The organism is Alcaligenes sp. Marseille-Q7550, from assembly GCF_965112015.1.
In genome coordinates this window covers 1,359,414-1,375,086 of sequence record NZ_CBCOPU010000002.1, presented here as the reverse complement: position 1 = coordinate 1,375,086, position 15,673 = coordinate 1,359,414, and the positions used below count along the sequence as shown (strand labels likewise).

General features: G+C 65.6%; 15 protein-coding genes and 2 pseudogenes. 15 read left to right on the top strand and 2 right to left on the bottom strand.

Annotation, left to right across the window (positions count from 1 at the left end):
- Positions 1 to 175: 175 nt before the first annotated feature.
- From ACWPWO_RS15975 to ACWPWO_RS15950, 6 genes and pseudogenes are all read left to right on the top strand, one after another.
- Positions 176 to 1,691 (top strand): annotated as a pseudogene (locus ACWPWO_RS15975) (hypothetical protein).
- A gap of 5 nt (positions 1,692 to 1,696) precedes the next feature.
- A pseudogene (locus tag ACWPWO_RS15970) lies at positions 1,697 to 3,159 on the top strand (gamma-glutamyltransferase family protein).
- Between the two features lie 123 nt (positions 3,160 to 3,282).
- The gene (locus ACWPWO_RS15965) at positions 3,283 to 4,017 is read left to right on the top strand and encodes a TenA family transcriptional regulator (protein ID WP_454007403.1); all 735 of its coding nucleotides are present in this window, start codon (positions 3,283 to 3,285) and stop codon (positions 4,015 to 4,017) included.
- Between the two features lie 60 nt (positions 4,018 to 4,077).
- Positions 4,078 to 5,538: an aldehyde dehydrogenase family protein gene (locus ACWPWO_RS15960; protein WP_454007402.1), complete on the top strand. Its 1,461-nt coding sequence runs from the start codon at positions 4,078 to 4,080 to the stop codon at positions 5,536 to 5,538.
- A gap of 31 nt (positions 5,539 to 5,569) precedes the next feature.
- Positions 5,570 to 6,049 (top strand): GlcG/HbpS family heme-binding protein, encoded by a 480-nt coding sequence (locus ACWPWO_RS15955; protein WP_394062704.1) that lies wholly within the window; start codon positions 5,570 to 5,572, stop codon positions 6,047 to 6,049.
- Positions 6,050 to 6,069: 20 nt separating this feature from the next.
- Complete coding sequence (locus tag ACWPWO_RS15950) at positions 6,070 to 7,104, top strand: 2Fe-2S iron-sulfur cluster-binding protein (RefSeq protein ID WP_454007401.1); 1,035 nt, start codon at positions 6,070 to 6,072, stop codon at positions 7,102 to 7,104.
- Here the strand turns inward: ACWPWO_RS15950 and ACWPWO_RS15945 are convergent.
- On the bottom strand, positions 7,101 to 7,292 hold the full coding sequence (locus tag ACWPWO_RS15945; RefSeq protein WP_454007400.1) for a hypothetical protein: 192 nt from the start codon (positions 7,290 to 7,292) through the stop codon (positions 7,101 to 7,103). The genes ACWPWO_RS15950 and ACWPWO_RS15945 overlap by 4 nt on opposite strands.
- A 201-nt stretch (positions 7,293 to 7,493) precedes the next feature.
- Here ACWPWO_RS15945 and ACWPWO_RS15940 point away from each other — a divergent pair, with 201 nt between their 5' ends.
- From ACWPWO_RS15940 to ACWPWO_RS15905, 8 genes are all read left to right on the top strand, one after another.
- Positions 7,494 to 7,802, top strand: a complete 309-nt coding sequence (locus tag ACWPWO_RS15940; protein WP_394062698.1) for a 2Fe-2S iron-sulfur cluster-binding protein — start codon at positions 7,494 to 7,496, stop codon at positions 7,800 to 7,802.
- Positions 7,802 to 8,230 (top strand): ferredoxin, encoded by a 429-nt coding sequence (locus ACWPWO_RS15935; RefSeq protein ID WP_454007399.1) that lies wholly within the window; start codon positions 7,802 to 7,804, stop codon positions 8,228 to 8,230. Before ACWPWO_RS15940 ends, ACWPWO_RS15935 begins: the two co-directional genes overlap by 1 nt.
- Positions 8,231 to 8,241: 11 nt before the next feature.
- The gene (locus ACWPWO_RS15930; protein ID WP_454007398.1) at positions 8,242 to 8,520 is read left to right on the top strand and encodes a 2Fe-2S iron-sulfur cluster-binding protein; all 279 of its coding nucleotides are present in this window, start codon (positions 8,242 to 8,244) and stop codon (positions 8,518 to 8,520) included.
- A gap of 15 nt (positions 8,521 to 8,535) precedes the next feature.
- The gene (locus ACWPWO_RS15925) at positions 8,536 to 9,480 is read left to right on the top strand and encodes an ornithine cyclodeaminase family protein (RefSeq protein WP_454007397.1); all 945 of its coding nucleotides are present in this window, start codon (positions 8,536 to 8,538) and stop codon (positions 9,478 to 9,480) included.
- Positions 9,481 to 9,524: 44 nt separating this feature from the next.
- Positions 9,525 to 9,875 carry a DUF2294 domain-containing protein gene (locus tag ACWPWO_RS15920; RefSeq protein ID WP_454007396.1) on the top strand — a complete coding sequence of 117 codons (351 nt, stop codon included), beginning with the start codon at positions 9,525 to 9,527 and terminating at the stop codon, positions 9,873 to 9,875.
- 248 nt (positions 9,876 to 10,123) lie between these two features.
- Entirely contained in the window at positions 10,124 to 11,146 is a 1,023-nt protein-coding gene (locus tag ACWPWO_RS15915) for a Nif3-like dinuclear metal center hexameric protein (protein WP_454007395.1), read from the top strand.
- A 27-nt stretch (positions 11,147 to 11,173) separates the two neighbouring features.
- Positions 11,174 to 12,280, top strand: a complete 1,107-nt coding sequence (locus tag ACWPWO_RS15910) for a hypothetical protein (RefSeq protein WP_454007394.1) — start codon at positions 11,174 to 11,176, stop codon at positions 12,278 to 12,280.
- 324 nt (positions 12,281 to 12,604) lie between these two features.
- Positions 12,605 to 13,708, top strand: coding sequence for an MBL fold metallo-hydrolase (locus ACWPWO_RS15905; protein WP_454007393.1), 1,104 nt, complete (start codon positions 12,605 to 12,607; stop codon positions 13,706 to 13,708).
- A 7-nt stretch (positions 13,709 to 13,715) separates the two neighbouring features.
- Here ACWPWO_RS15905 and ACWPWO_RS15900 read toward each other — a convergent pair whose 3' ends face one another.
- Positions 13,716 to 14,465, bottom strand: a complete 750-nt coding sequence (locus ACWPWO_RS15900; protein WP_454007392.1) for a tyrosine-protein phosphatase — start codon at positions 14,463 to 14,465, stop codon at positions 13,716 to 13,718.
- Positions 14,466 to 14,887: 422 nt separating this feature from the next.
- Between ACWPWO_RS15900 and ACWPWO_RS15895 the strand changes: the two genes are divergently transcribed.
- Positions 14,888 to 15,670, top strand: coding sequence for a transporter substrate-binding domain-containing protein (locus ACWPWO_RS15895; protein ID WP_454007514.1), 783 nt, complete (start codon positions 14,888 to 14,890; stop codon positions 15,668 to 15,670).
- Positions 15,671 to 15,673: the final 3 nt, after the last annotated feature.

The window sequence follows — 15,673 nt, the reverse complement described above, 5'->3', positions numbered from 1 at the left end:
GGTCTTTCTATCCTCTTCCATGTATAAGGTATTCCAAGCTGATAATTCAGGCTTGAATCTCTTAGCGTTTTCCCCAGTTTGGGGCATTTTTTTCTGATTCGAAAACAAAATTGAAGATAGTATACCGTTTATCGTTTCGGACGATGTCCAGAAAAATGACAAGGAAGGGGGATGCATGCAAAGCGACGTGGTGCTCAGTGCGGCGCACTGGGCGTATCTGATCAGTGTCCTGGTCATCATCATCACGATGATGTTCCGGGCCAATGTGGTGGTGCCGTCCGTGATCGGCACGCTGGCGGTGGTGACGGCCATGACGGGCAGTCCCATCCAGGGCTTGATCAGCATCTTCTCGGCCAGCTTCGTGGCCGCCAAGGAGCTGTTCAATATCTTCCTGGTGATCACCTTCATGACCGCGCTGCTCAACTCCCTGAAGCGGCTGGAGGCGGACGTGAAGATGGTGGCGCCGTTCCGCAAGGTCATGGTCAACAGCGCCTCGTCCTTTCTGATGATCGCGGCGGCGACCTATTTCATTTCCCTGTTCTTCTGGCCCACGCCAGCCGTGCCGCTGGTGTCGGCCATCCTGCTGCCGGCCGCCATCGCGGCCGGGCTGCCGCCCCTGGCCGGCGCCATGGTGATCGCCATCTGCGGCCAGGGCATGGCGCTGTCCTCGGACTACATCATAGGCGTGGCGCCGGGCATCAGCGCCAAGGCCGCCGGGGTGGGCGCGGACGTGGCCGTCCTGGCGGATCGCGCCCTGGTGCTGTCCTGGATCACGGGGGGCGTTGCGCTGGTGCTGGCCTTCGTGACCATGCGCCGCCATTTCAAGCCGGCCAGCAGCCGCTTGCTGGATGAATGGATGCGCCGCGCGCCGGACAGCACCCTGGACGAAGTCGAATCCCAGGGCACGTACGACAAGGCGGAAATCGCACGCGGCACCTCGGGCAACGAGCATACCGCGCACACAGGACTGACGCCGCGGGAAGAGCGCTACTCGCGCATCCTGGCGGTGATCACTCCGCTGGCCTTCCTGGCCGTGATCGGCATCATGCTGCTGCCGCGCTTCATCCCCTCCCTGCCCGTGCTGCGCGGCGTCGTCGGGCGGGGCTGGTGGGCGGCGTGGCCTTCATCCTGATGATGATCGCCACCTGCATGGCCGAAGGCCCCGCCGCATGCTGGACACCTGTCCGGACCACATGACCGACGGTTTCGTGTTCGCCTTCCGCGCCATGGGCTCGGTGCTGCCCATCGCCGGTTTCTTCTTCCTGGGCGCCAGCGAAGCCACGTCCGCCATCCTGGGCACGCCGCTGGACCAGACGCCCAGCCTGCTGTTCGAGCTGATCTCGGCCGGCCAGCATTTCATTCCCGACAACCACTTCCTGGTGGCTTTCGGCGTGCTGCTGGTGGGCGTGATCTCCGGCATCGACGGATCGGGCTTCTCGGGCCTGCCGCTGACCGGCACGCTGGCCTCGGCGCTCAGCCCCGTGTCCGGCCTGGACGTGGAGACCCTGGCGGCCGTGGGCCAGATCGGCGCCATCTGGACGGGCGGCGGCACGCTGATCGCCTGGTCCTCGCTGATCGCCGTGGCCGGTTTTGCGCGGGTGCACATCCTGGACCTGGTGCGGGCCCTGACCTTGCCGGTGCTGGCCGGCATGGCGATTTCCACCATCTGCGCCGTGCTGGTGTTCGGGTGAAGGCCATGGGCGATGCGACTGGAAAACTGGATTGCGGCGCGACCTGGGCCGTGGCGACCGGGCATCCGCTGGCCGCCCGGGCCGCGCGCGAGGTGCTGGAACAAGGCGGCGGGGCGGTGGATGCGGCGATTGCGGCCGACGCCGTGATGGGAGTGGTCGAACCCATGGCCACCGGCATAGGCGGCGATCTGCTGGCCATGATCGCGGCGCCGGGCGCCGAGCCCGTGGCCTACAACGGCAGCGGCGCGGCGCCGCAGCTGCTGACGGCCGACGCCGTGCGCGGCCTGCCGGGGGAGCGCATCCCGGAGCGGCACGTGCTGTCCATCACCACGCCCGGCCTGGTGCGCGGCTGGTGGGACGTGCACCAGCGCTACGGCCGGCTGCCTTGGAGCCGGCTGTTCCAGCCGGCCATCCAGGCCGCCCGCGAGGGCTTCGCGGTGGCGGCCGTGGCGGCGCGGGAGTGGCGCATTTTTGATTTTGTGCTGCATCGGGATCCGGTCTGCGCCGCGCTGCACAGGGCGGGCAATCCACCCGCCGCGGGCGAGCAGTATGCCAACCCGGAGCTGGCCGCCGTGCTGGCGGACATCGCACGCGACGGCCCTGACGCCTTCTATCTTGGAAGGCCGGCGCAGCAGGCCGAGCAGGCGATGCGGCGGGTGCAGGGTTTGTTGCGCGCCGAGGACTTCCGGCGGCACCGAGGCTTTTTCTGCGAGCCGGTCAAGGCGCCGCTGGGCGACTACACCCTGTACGAATGCCCGCCCAACACGCACGGCCTGGCGGTGCTGGATGCCGTGCAGGCGGCCTGGAACCACGCCGGCGGCGATGAGGCCGAGGCCGAACTGGCGCTGGTCCGGGCGACGGAGCAGGCCATGGCCAATGCGGCGCGCGTGGTCTGCGATCCGGCGGGCAATACCGTGTGCACGGTGGTGGTGGACGGCAAGGGCCTGGCCGTGACCTTCATGTCCAGCATATTCAAGCGTTTTGGATCCGGCTACGCCGTGCCGGACTGCGGGTTCGTGCTGCAGAACCGGGGCTTCGGCTTTTCCACGCCCGGCCATGTGAATGGACCGGGGCCGGGCAAACGGCCCTATCACACCGTGGTGCCGTCCCTGGCCTTGCGGGGGGACGGTTTCACATGGGGCTGGGCGTGGTGGGCGGGTTGATGCAGCCGCAGGGACAGATACAGATCTGGACTCGCGTGCTGCGTGACGGCCTGCCCTTGGAGCAGGCTTTGTTCGCGCCGCGCTGGCGTCTGGAAGCGGCAGGGCGACTGGCCCTGGAAGAGGGCTTCGACCTCGGGTGCGCGGCCTTCCTGCGCGAGCAGGGCTACGCGGCACCGGACAAAGGGGTCGGCGAGCTGGCGGGCCGCAGCGATTTCGGCGGCGCCCAGGCCGTGGAGCGGCTGCCGGACGGCCGGCTGAAGGCCGTGTCCGATCCGCGCAAGGATGGCTGCGTGGCCGTGGCGTGAGCGAACAGGCAGGGTTATTACCTACTGAACAAAAAGGTAGACGGTATACAATATACCTAAATAGTCGAATCTTCATCTTTCGTCGGCTGCTGTAGAGGCGACGTCTTTCACAAGGAAACAGTCATGGAAAAATTGCTGAACCGCGACGAATTTCGCGCTGCGCTGGAAACCGCCATCAAGGGCAAGAGCGCCAACACCTCTCCCTTCAGCATCGCCTGGGCCAGCGGCAAGCTGAGCCGCGAGCATCTGGCGCGCTGGGCGGAGAACCATTACCACTACGTGGGCCCCTTTGCCGACTACCTGGGCTATCTGTACGCCCGCACGCCGGCTGAATACGTGGAAGCCAAGGATTTCCTGCTGGCCAATATGTACGAAGAAGAGATCGGCGGCGACCGCCACACCGATTTGCTGATCCGCTTCGGCGAAGCCTGCGGCACCACTCGCGAGCGCATCGAGAATCCCGACAACATGAACGCCACCACGCGCGCCCTGCAGGCCTGGTGCTATGCCGTCGCCATGCGCGAAGACCCGGTGGTGGCCGTGGCCGGCCTGGTGGTGGGCCTGGAGTCCCAGGTGCCATCCATCTACCGCAAGCAGACGCCCACCCTGCGCGAGAAATACGGTTTCACCGACGAGGAAGTGGAATTCTTCGATCTGCACATCGTCTCCGACGAGATCCACGGCGAGCGCGGCTACCAGATCGTGCTGGAGCACGCCAATACGGTGGAACTGCAGCAGCGCTGCCTGCGCATCTGTGAAATTGGCGCCGAGATGCGTCTACTGTATACCACTGCCTTGTACAACGATTACGTCAAGGACGAAATCAGCCTGCAGGAGCTGCAGCTGGAAGCGGCCTGAGCTGCCGAGCCGAGCGGGCGGATGGGCCGCCCGCCGACACAGAAACAAGGAAGCACAGCGGTGGACAATCTCAAGGACGCGGTATTTGACAACTATATAGGCGGGCAATGGCAGCCCAGCCGGAGCGGGCGCACGCAGCCCAACCTGAATCCGGCCGACCTGGACGACGTGGTGGGGAGCTTTCCCTTGTCCACGGCGCAGGACGCCCAGGCCGCGGTGGAAGCGGCCCAGGAGGTATTCGCCGGCTGGCGGGCCACGCCTATTTCGACCCGGGCGCGCATCTTGAACGCGGCGGCCGACTGGCTGGACGCCAATGCGGCGCGCATCGCCGAGGGCCTGACGCGTGAAGAGGGCAAGACGCTGGCGCAAAGCAAGATGGAAGTGGGCCGTTCGGCGCAGACGCTGCGTTTTTACGCGGTGGAAGGGCAGACCTACACCGGGGAGACCTTTCCGCAGGACGATGCGCAGCAACTGGTCTACACGCAGCGCGAGCCGCTGGGCGTGGTGTCGGTGATCGCGCCCTGGAACTTCCCCATCTCCATCCCAGCCCGCAAGATCGCCCCGGCGCTCATCACCGGCAATACCGTGGTGTTCAAGCCTTCGTCCGATACGCCGCTGACCGGCTACTACCTGTGCGAAGCCTTCGCGCAGGCCGGCATCCCCGCCGGGGTGCTGAACCTGGTACATGGCCGCGCCGGCGAGGTCGGCCCGGTGCTGGTGCAATCGCCCCAGGTGCGCGCCATCTCTTTTACCGGCTCCACCCGGGCGGGCGAGGACATCTGCCGGCAGGCGCGCATGAGCACCCGCACCCAGATGGAACTGGGCGGCAAGAACCCGCTGATCGTGATGGAGGACGCCGACCTGGACCTGGCTGTGAAACTGGTGGTGCAGGGCGGTTTTTCCCTGAGCGGCCAGGCCTGCACCGGCACCAGCCGCGTGCTGGTGCATCGCCAGGTCAAGGAGGAGTCCACCCGCCGCCTGGTCGAGAAAGTGCGCGCCCTGACGGTGGGCAACGGGCTCACGGGCAATCCGGACCTGGGACCCATCGCCACGCAGGGCCAACTGGACAGCATTCTGGAATACGTGGCCATCGGCAAGCAGGAAGCCACCCATCTGCTGGGCGGCGAGCGGCTGACGGAGGGCGACTACGCCCGCGGCCTGTTCATGACGCCGGCCGTGTTCACGGACGTGACCCAGCAGATGCGCATCGCCCGCGAGGAAATCTTCGGGCCGGTGATCGCCCTGCTGGAGATCGACTCCTATGAGCAGGCCCTGGCGATGGCCAATGACACCGAATACGGCCTGTCGGCCGCCATTGTGACGCGCAGCGCCGAGTATGCGCACCGTTTCGCCACGGACATCGAGGCCGGCACGGTCAAAATCAACCGCACGACCACGGGCAATTTGATCAATGCGCCCTTCGGCGGCCTCAAGCAGTCCAGCACTTCCACGTTCCGCGAGTCGGGCAGGGCGGGGCTGGAGTTCTACACCCAGATCAAGACCGTGTATCGCGGCATCTGAGATTCATCAACCAGGAAGATTGAGAAGGCATATGAAAAAAATCCTACGTCTCGAACAGCGCGAAGCCCGTCTGATGGTGGATGCGGCCATTGCCAAGTCCAAGGAGATCGGCGTACTGGAGACGGTATGCGTGGTCGACGAAGGCGGCTATCCCATCGTGCTCGAGCGCATGGACGGAGCGCGCATCACGGGGGCGCAGATCGCCTGGAACAAGGCGTTCACGGCGGCCGGTCACAAGCGCTCCACGCATTTGTTCACCACGCCGCCCAATGGCCCGGCCCTGCCCGGCAACGAGGCCTTCGGCATCCAGTTGAGCTTCGAAGGGCGCTTTGCGGCCTTCGTGGGCGGCTACCCCATCGTGGTCAACGGCGAAGTGATCGGCGGCATCGGCCTGAGCGGCGGCAATGGCGAGCAGGACACCGCCGCCGGCGTGGCCGGGCTGCAGGCCTTGGCCGAGGCGCTCAAGGGCGAGGGGCTGGACGTGCTGGTCCAGGCCGATATCAAGAAGTAAGAGCATCAGGAGGAAGGGTCATGGCCCATCGTGTCGACATCAAGGAAACCGGCGAGCAGTTCTGGGTGGAGCCGCAGGAGAGCATTCTGCAGGCGGCCCGGCGGCAGGGCGTGCGCATTCATAGCGACTGCGAGTTCGGCGGATGCGGCACCTGCCGCATCCAGGTGACGCGCGGGCAGGTCTGTTACGAGGACGGCTGCCTGCCCATGAGCATTGCCGACGAGGAGCACGAGCAGGGCCATGCCGCCGCCTGCCAGGCGCGGCTGACGGGCGACATCGAGATCAGCCTGGCCAGCCATATGGATGTGCTGCCGCAGGCGCAGCAGCTCACGGCGCGGGTGCACAGCGTGGAGCGGGCCTGCCAGGGCATCTGGCGCTTGGTCCTGCAGTTGCCGGCGGACGTCGCGGTGGATTTCCGTCCGGGCCAGTATTTGAACATCTTGTTCGAGGATGGACGGGCGCGCAGCTTCTCCATGGCCAACGCCGATGCGCGCAGCGGCCGGCTGGAGCTGCATGTGCGGGAAGTGGAGGGCGGGCGTTTCACCCAGGCGCGCCTGCCGGGACTGCAAGCGGGCGAGGAATTGCGGCTGGAGCTGCCGCTGGGCCTGTTCTATTGGCGCGAGCGCGACTGGCGGCCCATGGTGATGGTGGCCACGGGTACGGGCATCGCTCCCATCAAGGCCATTCTGGAGTCCCTGCTGGACAATGACGACTGTCCGCCGGTCAGCCTGTACTGGGGCATGAACCGTCCCGAAGACCTGTACCTGGCGCAGGAGATCGAATCCTGGGCGGACCGGCTGTGCGAGTTCCGCTTCGTGCCCGTGCTGTCGCATGCGGACGAGCACTGGGACGGGGCGCGAGGCTATGTGCAGCATCAGGTCTGCCGGGACGTGCCGGACCTGTCGGAACACGCCATTTATCTGTGCGGCTCGCCCGTGATGATCGAGCAGGCGCGCGCCTTGTTCAAGGAACATGGCGCAGACGAGCAGTTCATGTACGCCGACGCCTTCAATTTCCAGGCCGACGCGCCTGCCGTGGAAGTATCGGCAGCCTAGGCGCCGTGGGGCAGGTGATCCTGGGGATGGTTCTTGTCCCGGTTCTTGCGGCCTGGGAACAGGTCCGCCAGGCGGGGCAGGTTGATCAGGGGGATGCGGCGGCGCAGATGCTTGCGCTGAGCCAGGTGAGGCAGCAACTGCTCGCCGACCGGACGCTGCAGATAGCGAAGTTCGACGGGGGTTTTCATGATGGTCTCGATAAAACGGTTTTGTTGAATTAAGTATACCGCAATAGGGGTTTCTACTCAAACGAGCGGAAATTTGTGTCTAAAAACAAGAAAAATCGTTGCCTGAACAGCACGTTTTTCAAGTTGGTATACCGTTCATGGATTTTTAGGCGGACAGGGCTGGCAATCCGGTCGCAACATTGGCAGCAAGCAGGAGGCCTTATGCCAACCATTACCTTTCACAAGAATGGCCAGGTCCATGTGGGCGAGGTGCAGGAGAACACCAACCTGGTGGTGCGGGCGGGAATCAAGCAGTTTCCCTTTCCCCACCTGACCTACGGTTGCGGCATGGGCAAGTGCGCCAAGTGCGCCTGCCGCGTGCTGGAGGGGGCCGAGCATCTGCCGGCCGCCAACTGGAAGGAAAAGAAACAGCTGGGCGAGCGCCTGGACCAGGGCTGGCGCCTGGCGTGCCAGTTGTGGATCAGCCAGGACATCGCCCTGGAGCAAGCCGATACACAGGAGGTGCAGTAATGTATGTGGTGCTGACCAGCAAGCCGGGCGAGTACCGCACGGAACCGGGCGCGGGCGTGGAGACGGTGGCGGCGTATGAATACCATTTCCACGGCCGGCTCAAGGCGATCTTCGCCATTGCCCGCGTCCAGGACGGATCTCGCGTGCGCATCGTGGAGGAGACCCCGGGCGGGACCGTCAACGACATCCCCACCCGGCAGATGGAGAAATTCGATACGCGGGAGCAGGCCTATGAGGAGCTGGCAGGCCTGACCCGTCTCGTCACCATGGCGGCCGAGCTGCGCGCATGCGCACAGCTCCGTGCCGACGGACGGAGCGTTTCCGCCTCCATGCAGGGGCGCTTTCAGCGCCACACCGGGACGGCCTCGAGCGAGCCCGCCGTGAACGGCGAGGCTGGCGCGAAGGCGCGTGGTCAGCAGCAAACCTGAGGTAGCAGAACATGGTTCAGATTACATTTGCATCGAACAACGACCTGGTGGTGTCGGCGGCGGAGAACAGCAATCTGCTGCGCGTATCCATCCGCGAGCGCGGCGGCATTCCTTTCAAGTGCGGCGGCGGCATCTGCGGCACCTGCAAGTGCCGCATCACCGAAGGGCTGGACAACACCGACGCGGTCAAGCCCAAGGAACACAAGCATCTGTCCGCCGAGGATCTGGCCCGGGGCTTTCGCATGGCGTGCCAGACCTTCGTGCGCGGCGACGTCACGGTGGCCTGGTAGGCCGGGAGAGCGCGCATGCTGCATCTGACGGATCAGGAACTGCACGAGCTGCTGGACGCACCCGCCGTCCAGGCGGCGCTGGAGGAAGCCTTCGGGGAATTCGGGCGCGCGCAGGCCGCGCAGCAGCGCCGCTTGCGCACCGAGGCGGGCGGCATACGCCTGTCCACGCTGGGGGCGGTGATTCCCGGCCAGCAGGTGGCCGGGGCCAAGATCTACACCACGGTGCGGGGGGCCTTCAATTTCGTGATCGTGCTCTTTGACACGGTCAGCGGCGCCGCCCTGGCAAGCTTCGAAGCCGGGGCCATCACGCAATGGCGCACGGCGGCCTGCTCGGTGCTGGCGGCGCGGCGCGGCGCGAGCCCGCAGTCGCAGACGCTGGGCGTGCTGGGCCTGGGCGCCCAGGGCGTGGCGCATGCGCGCCAGTTCTGCCAGGCGTTCGATCTGCGCCGCGTGCTGGTGTGGAGCCCCGGCGTGGACGAGGAGCGCTGCCGCCGGCTGGAACTGGAGTGCGGCGTGCCGGTGCGCGCCGCCAGTCCCGAGGAGATCGCCGCCCAGGCGGACATCCTGGTGACGGCCAGCCGCAGCCGCGAGCCGCTGTTCGACGGCCGTGCGCTCAAGCCGGGCTGCTTCGTGGCGGCTGTCGGCTCCAGCCTGCCCACGGCGCGCGAACTGGACGATGCCTGCCTGCGCCGCGCGCAACGCGTGGTGGTGGAATGGGCGCCGCAGACGCTGGCCGAGGCCGGGGACTTGATCCTGGCTGCGCCGGATTGCGGCGTGCAGGACAAATTGTGCGAATTGAGCGACTGGCTGGGACTGGCCCCCGGCCAGGGCTACGATGAACAGGGCATTTGCGTGTATAAATCGGTGGGTGTGGCGATCGAGGACATTGCCGTGGCCGGGCTGGCGTATCGCCGCCATCGGCTCAGGCAGGCGCAACAGGAGCAGGCCCTCGCCCACTGAACAGACATAGAACAATTCAAGCATGTTGGGGGTAGACAAGGGGAATGGCAGGCTGTTCTTCACCAGGCGAATTCAAGGAGGCGCTGACACGGGACTACAACCGCATCAACAGCAGCATCTTCGCCTCCGGCGTAGTGACGCTGAAGATCGATGTGCACGAAGACCGGATCAGCATGTTGGCCGTCCACAAGCGCCAGCCGGCGCTGCAGGCTCTGAGCCGTGAGAACGCGCATATCGCCGACCTGGCCGATCTGTACCTGATCAAGGCCTTCAAGAAGGAGATGAAGCAGGTTCTGGTGGAGCAGTACGGACTGGACGTGGTGGCGATCTTCAAGGATTACGACGCCGGCGCGGAACTGTCCTCCACCATGGTGTTGTTGAAAAAGGGGGTGTGAACGCAGCGGCGCCGGCGCGAGCCGGCTGCCTGAATTCGCCATCCATGACAAGCAGCTGACTGGTAGACAGTCTTGTTGTCCTTTCGCCGCGGACCGGGCGCCTTGAGCGCGCCGGCCCGCGGGCCCGATCCCGGCATGCGCGGGACGGGTCACGGAAGTCGCCGACAGGAAGCACTTACATACCGCCGGCCTCGGGCACTGGGAAGTCCCAGGGCCGGAGGCCGGCTTTTTTTTTTGGAGACAAGAAAATGGCCTATGTAGCCGATTTGCTGGACGCATTGAACGTGATCACGGGAGGCCGCATGGTCTCCTGTATGGACGAGGTCAAGCATGGCCACCATCCCTTCGTGATCTGGAAGTCCTCGGGAATCTACGGCAAGGCGGTGCTGGAGATCCCGGGGCTGATCCATGGCGATCCCAACAAGGAGATCCGCAAGGTGGCCGTGTGCATGACCATGTCCGAGCTGAGCATCGAGCTGGCGGGGGCGACGGGCGTGGACGCCATCGTGGCCCACCATCCCATTGCCGATGCCGCAAGCTGCGGCGGCGTCACCTTGAAGGATTACCTGAACCTGTATGGCGTGGCCGCGCTGGAGTGCCACGAGGCCTTTCACGGCCTGCACCCCGGCATCGCCTTCCTGCATGGCCACAAGGTGCGCAAGAGCGATATCTCCTATGGCGGCATCCATGGCAATGTCATGTTCGTGGGCGAGCCGCTGGAGGACGTGCGCACGCTGGGAGACATGCTGGCGCGCCTGGACGGTTTCATGGGGCTGGACCTGGAGGAGCAGATCCTGCAGGCCGAGCGCCGCATCAAGGGCAACGAGGACATTCAGGAAACCAGCACGCTGACGCGCGGCGCCATTCGCCTGGGCCGGCCCGACAGTCCGGTCAGCCGCATCCTGCACATCTTCCCGCACACGGGCTTCAGTCCCGAGCATCTGCGCCAGGCCGTGGCCGAGAACCCCGGGGTGGACACGGTGCTGGCCTCCATCAGTCGTGTCTACGACGGCCACGCCCTGATCGAATGCGCCCGCGAACTGGGCCTGAACTTCCTGGTAGGCAACAGCCACGTGCTGGAGATCCTGGAGAACGGACTGCCGCTAGCCTATGCGCTGAGCGCCTTGCTGGACGGGGTGGAGGTCGTGGTCTTCCGCGATCGGGTCACGTCCACGCCGGTCCACCAGGTGGGCGGCACGCGCCTGCGCGAGTATGCCCGGCATTTTTCCACCGCCCACTTGATGGGCAAGAATATATTGAGCTTCCAGTAGGTCCCATCCCCCAAGACGGAGAGAGACATGGATAACAAAACCATAGAAATCGACAAGGTCGTGCATTCCCCGCCGGCGGGCCGCCGGCCTCTGGAGCGCATCGAAGTCGTGGGCCTGGCCTTGCTGGCCCTGGCCATGCTGACGCTGTTCTTCTTCCCGGCCACGCTGTCGGGCGCCTTCGACACGGTGCTCAACAAGGTCAAGCCCGTGGTGGTGGACGTGTTCCTGACCGGCCAGGTCGGGGTGGCGGTCATCATCAGCGTGATCATCGGGCGCCTGCTGGAGCGCCTGGGCTTCACCGACGCCATGATGCGGGTGTTCATGCCGGCCATGCGCGCCATCGGCATCAATCCGGCCGTGATCATCCCCAGCGTGTACAACATCTTCGGCGACATCAACGCCGCCGGCCGCATTTCCGGCCCGCTGCTGCGCAAGGCGGGCGCCGCGCGCGACGAGCAGAAGATCGCCGTTGCCACCATGGTGCAGTCCCAGCAGTCCTTTTCCACCTTCATGCTGGGCATGATGGCCCTGACGTTTGCCGGCGTGAACGTATTCGCCGTGGTGCTGATCGCCATCTTCGGACCTTTGCTGCTCTCGCCGCTGATCCTGTCGCGGCTGGTGTACCGCGACGTGCGTTCGGTGGACCTGCTGGCCGCGCCGCGCTTCACGCCCGACATCGATTTTGCGCCCATGCTGTTCAAGGCGGCGCGTGAAGGCGTGGAGCTGCTGCTCCTGATCCTGATCCCCGCCGTGGCCCTGGTCTTTTGCGTGATCGGGCTGCTGGATCACATCGGCGTCTGGCAGCCGGTCAGCAGTCTGCTGGAGCGCGCCTTGCTGGCCATGAACATCCATCCCGAAACCGGCGTGCTGGCCATGCTGGTCAGTCCGACCCTGGCCATGGGCAAGCTGCAGGCCATGGCCTCCACCCTGGATCCGTCCCTGGTGGTGGGCTCTTTCGTGCTGGCCTCCTCGGGCCTGCCCTTGTCAGCGGTGTTCGGCCAGATTCCGGTGGTCTGGGCGGAATGCTCCGATCTGACGGAAAAAGAAGCCATGAAAGCCGCCGTTCTGGGCATCGTGATGCGTCTGCTGACGGCCGTGGGCCTGGCCGTGCTGTTGACTCCGCTGATCACCTGACGTTTTGCCGCCGTTTCCCCCCTTTGGAGCGCCGCTTGCGGCGCTCTTTTTTTTGCTTAGGCGCCTTTGCCATCTTACTGACACAAAACTTTAACAGGACTGAAAGAACTCTTGTTTAACCTGAACCTGTCTTGGTTTTCATGTCGGGGCGGCGCTTGCGTCCCGGTTCTTTAAATTTATGTCATCCCCTGTCAGCCGGGTCCATGGGCGGCCTGCATTCCAAGCCCATGTTTTCGCTTCTTGGCGCACGGCCGGTCATTCATGCGGCCGGGCCGCCGGCAGGCGGGGAATGGCGCGGCGCGCCCGCGCAAGGGGAGACCTGCCATGAGCCACGCCACCGTTACCGTGCTGAGCGGGCATGGCAGCAAGTCGCCGGCCGCCATCCTGGTCGAGGCTCGCGGCCTGCGCCTGCTGCTCGATGCCGGGGGCCCCCTGTATCCGGGCCAGCGCTGCGACTGGCACCAGGGCCTGGCAGTGGACGCCGTGCTGTTGACCCACGACCATCAGGACCACATGGGTTCCCTGCACCTGCTGCCCGAGCATGTGCCGGTCTACGCCACGGCGGCGACGGCGCGCTGCCTGCCGCCGGGCCGGATCTGGCGTGAGCTGCCCACGCGGGGCGTCACGTACATCGATGGCGTGGCGGTGCAGACCGGCCTGTCGGGCCATGCGCTGGGCGGGGTCTGGCTGCACCTGGACGTGGGCGGGGGCGTGTTCTACAGCGGCGATTTCTCCTGTGAGTCCCTGCTGTTTCCCTTCGACCTGCCGCCGCCGGCGCAACTGGCGCTGCTGGATGCGTCCTACGGACTGTACGACCAGTCGCGCCAGGTGGCCGCGGTGGCCCTGGACCAGTTGCTGGAAGGCCAGCCGGCCCTGTTGCCCGTGCCGCCCACCGGCCGCGCCATCGAGATCGCCCTGTGGCGTCACCAGCTTGGCCACGCGGACTGGAGCATGGATGCCGAATGCTATGAAAACCTGACCCGCCTGGTCTACCAGAGCGGGGACCTGCTGCTGCCGGGGGTGCAGCAGGAGCTGCGCGAACTGATGCCGCGCGCGGCCGTGTTCGACCCGAATGCGCATCTGGTGCTGGCCGGCGATCCGGACGGGATCAGCGGCATGGCGGGCGAACTGATACGCAAGGGCGGGCCGGGCGCCTTCGCCGGCGCGGATTCGCTCACGGGGCGCTTGCTGGTTCATACCGGCTATGTGGCGCCGCATGCGCCGCGCGGCACCCATGTGCTGTGCTGGAATGTCCATCCGCGTCTGACGGACCTGCGCTGGCTGGCGGACATGCTGCAGCCGCGTTATTGCATGCCTTTGTTCACGCCCATGCACGACCTGGCCACCTGGCGCAGCGTGCTGGGGCATTCCTTGAGCCTGGATGGCCGCTGGGAGCTGGAAGCGGCCAGCGGCGTGGTGTCGGCCTGAACCGGCCTTATGCCGTATAACGCTCCAGCAGGGCGTCGCGCCGGGCCGCGTCCAGATTCAGGGCCTGTTGGGCGTAACGTTCGAAGCTGCCGTGCTCGCGGTCTATGGTCTTGAAGGCCGTCTCCAGGAACTCGGGCTCCACGCCCCACAGGATCTCCAGCACTTCTTCGCTCAGGCCGCGGTTGTCGGGCAGGTCGGGGCGGCGGAACAGCCGGCGTGTCAGCAGGTAATCGTGCATGACGTCGTCCGGCCCCACTCCGGCCGCCCGGTGCAGCAGCGCCACGGCAAAGCCGGTGCGGTCCTTGCCGGCGGTGCAGTGCATCACCACGGGCGCGTCCGCCTCCAGCAACTGGTCGAAGACCTGCGCGAAGGTGGCCGAGTGCTGCGTCACGAATTCCGTGTAGGTCTTGTTCATGACCTTGCGCGCCATGTCGGCGTCGAGCCGGCCCTGGCTTGCCACGGCGGCCAGGTCGGGCAGGATGGTGGGCTCCACGGTCAGGGCGTGGCTGGCCAGGAAGTCATACTGGTAGGGCGAGCGCTGGCGCTCGTGCGCGCCGCGAAAGTCCAGCGAACGGGCGATGCCCAGTTCCTGCAGGATGCGCAGGTCCTGCGGGCTGAGGTCGGCCAGATGATCGGATCGGTATACGCGGCCTTTGCGGAAATGTCCCGCGCCCGCGGCGTAGCCGCCGATGTCGCGGAAATTGCTGGCTCCTTCCAGGGGGCAGGAAAGGGAGGCGGGGGGCGGCGATACGGTCACGGCTGACTCCTTTTGAAACAGGGCGAAAGTCCCATGTTAACGGTCTTGCGCGACACGCGCATGTCAAGGGGGCGGAACCCTGTCCGGCGCATACGGGCAGGCTGGGTATTTTCCCTAAAAACGCAGCTTGCCCGCCGCCTTTTCGTTGACACCTTAATCACTATGTATATACTTTTTTGAACCACATTCGCTTGTCCCGCCTGAGCTGCTCGGGCAGGCGGGGCAAGCATGATCCCGCGGCGCCGCCCTGGCCGCGGGGCCGGTGGCAAACGGCCGGGCTAGTCGGGACGGTCGATCCTGTCGTTGAACTTCACATAAAAATGAACGGGCGAGCCGGCCGACCGGGTTCCGGACCGCCCCTTGGAGGAGTACGAGAAATGCGGATCAAATCCCTGATCAATGCCTGTGCCGTCACCTTGACCATGACGCTGATGGCCGCGCCCGTGCATGCCCAGGACCTCCTGGCGCGCATCAAGAACGCGGGCGAGCTGGTGGTGGGCACGGAAATGCAGTTCGCCCCTTTTGATTTCCACGAGAACGGGCAGCAGACCGGCTTCAACAAGGACCTGTTCGGCGCGGTGGCCGAGAAGCTGGGCGTGAAAGTGCGCTTCATCGATCTGCCCTGGCCCAGCGTGCTGCCCGGGCTGGACGCCAGCAAGTTCGACATGGGCGGGGGCCCCATCCTGGTGACGCAGGCGCGCAAGGAGCGTTACGCCTTCACCCTGCCGGTGGCCGACGGCACCGTGGCCCTGCTCAAGAGCGCCAAGAACGACGCCCTGCAAAAACCCGAGGACATAGCCGGCCTGACGGTCGGCGGCAGCAAGGGCTCGGCGCAGCTCGAGCAGCTCAAGACCTTCGCGGCCACGCTGCCCAAGCCCGTGGAGGTGAGGGAGTACGTGGACAACAATCAGGCCTATGCCGACATCGTTTCGGGCCGCCTGGCGGCCGTGGGCAATTCCATCACCAACATTGCCTATGTGGCCAAGCAGCGGCCCAAGATGTTCCAGGTGGTGCAGCCGCCGTTCGGCAAGAAGGTCTATTTCGCCTATTTCATGCGCAAGGACGAGGATAGCCGCTCCCTGCTGGAGGCCTTCAACAAGGCGCTGGGGGAGATGCGCGCCGATGGTTCGCTGGCCAAGCTGCAGCAGAAGTGGTTCGGCATGGAAATGGACGTGCCCGCGGCGGGTTTCCAGCCCGAGGTCTGATGC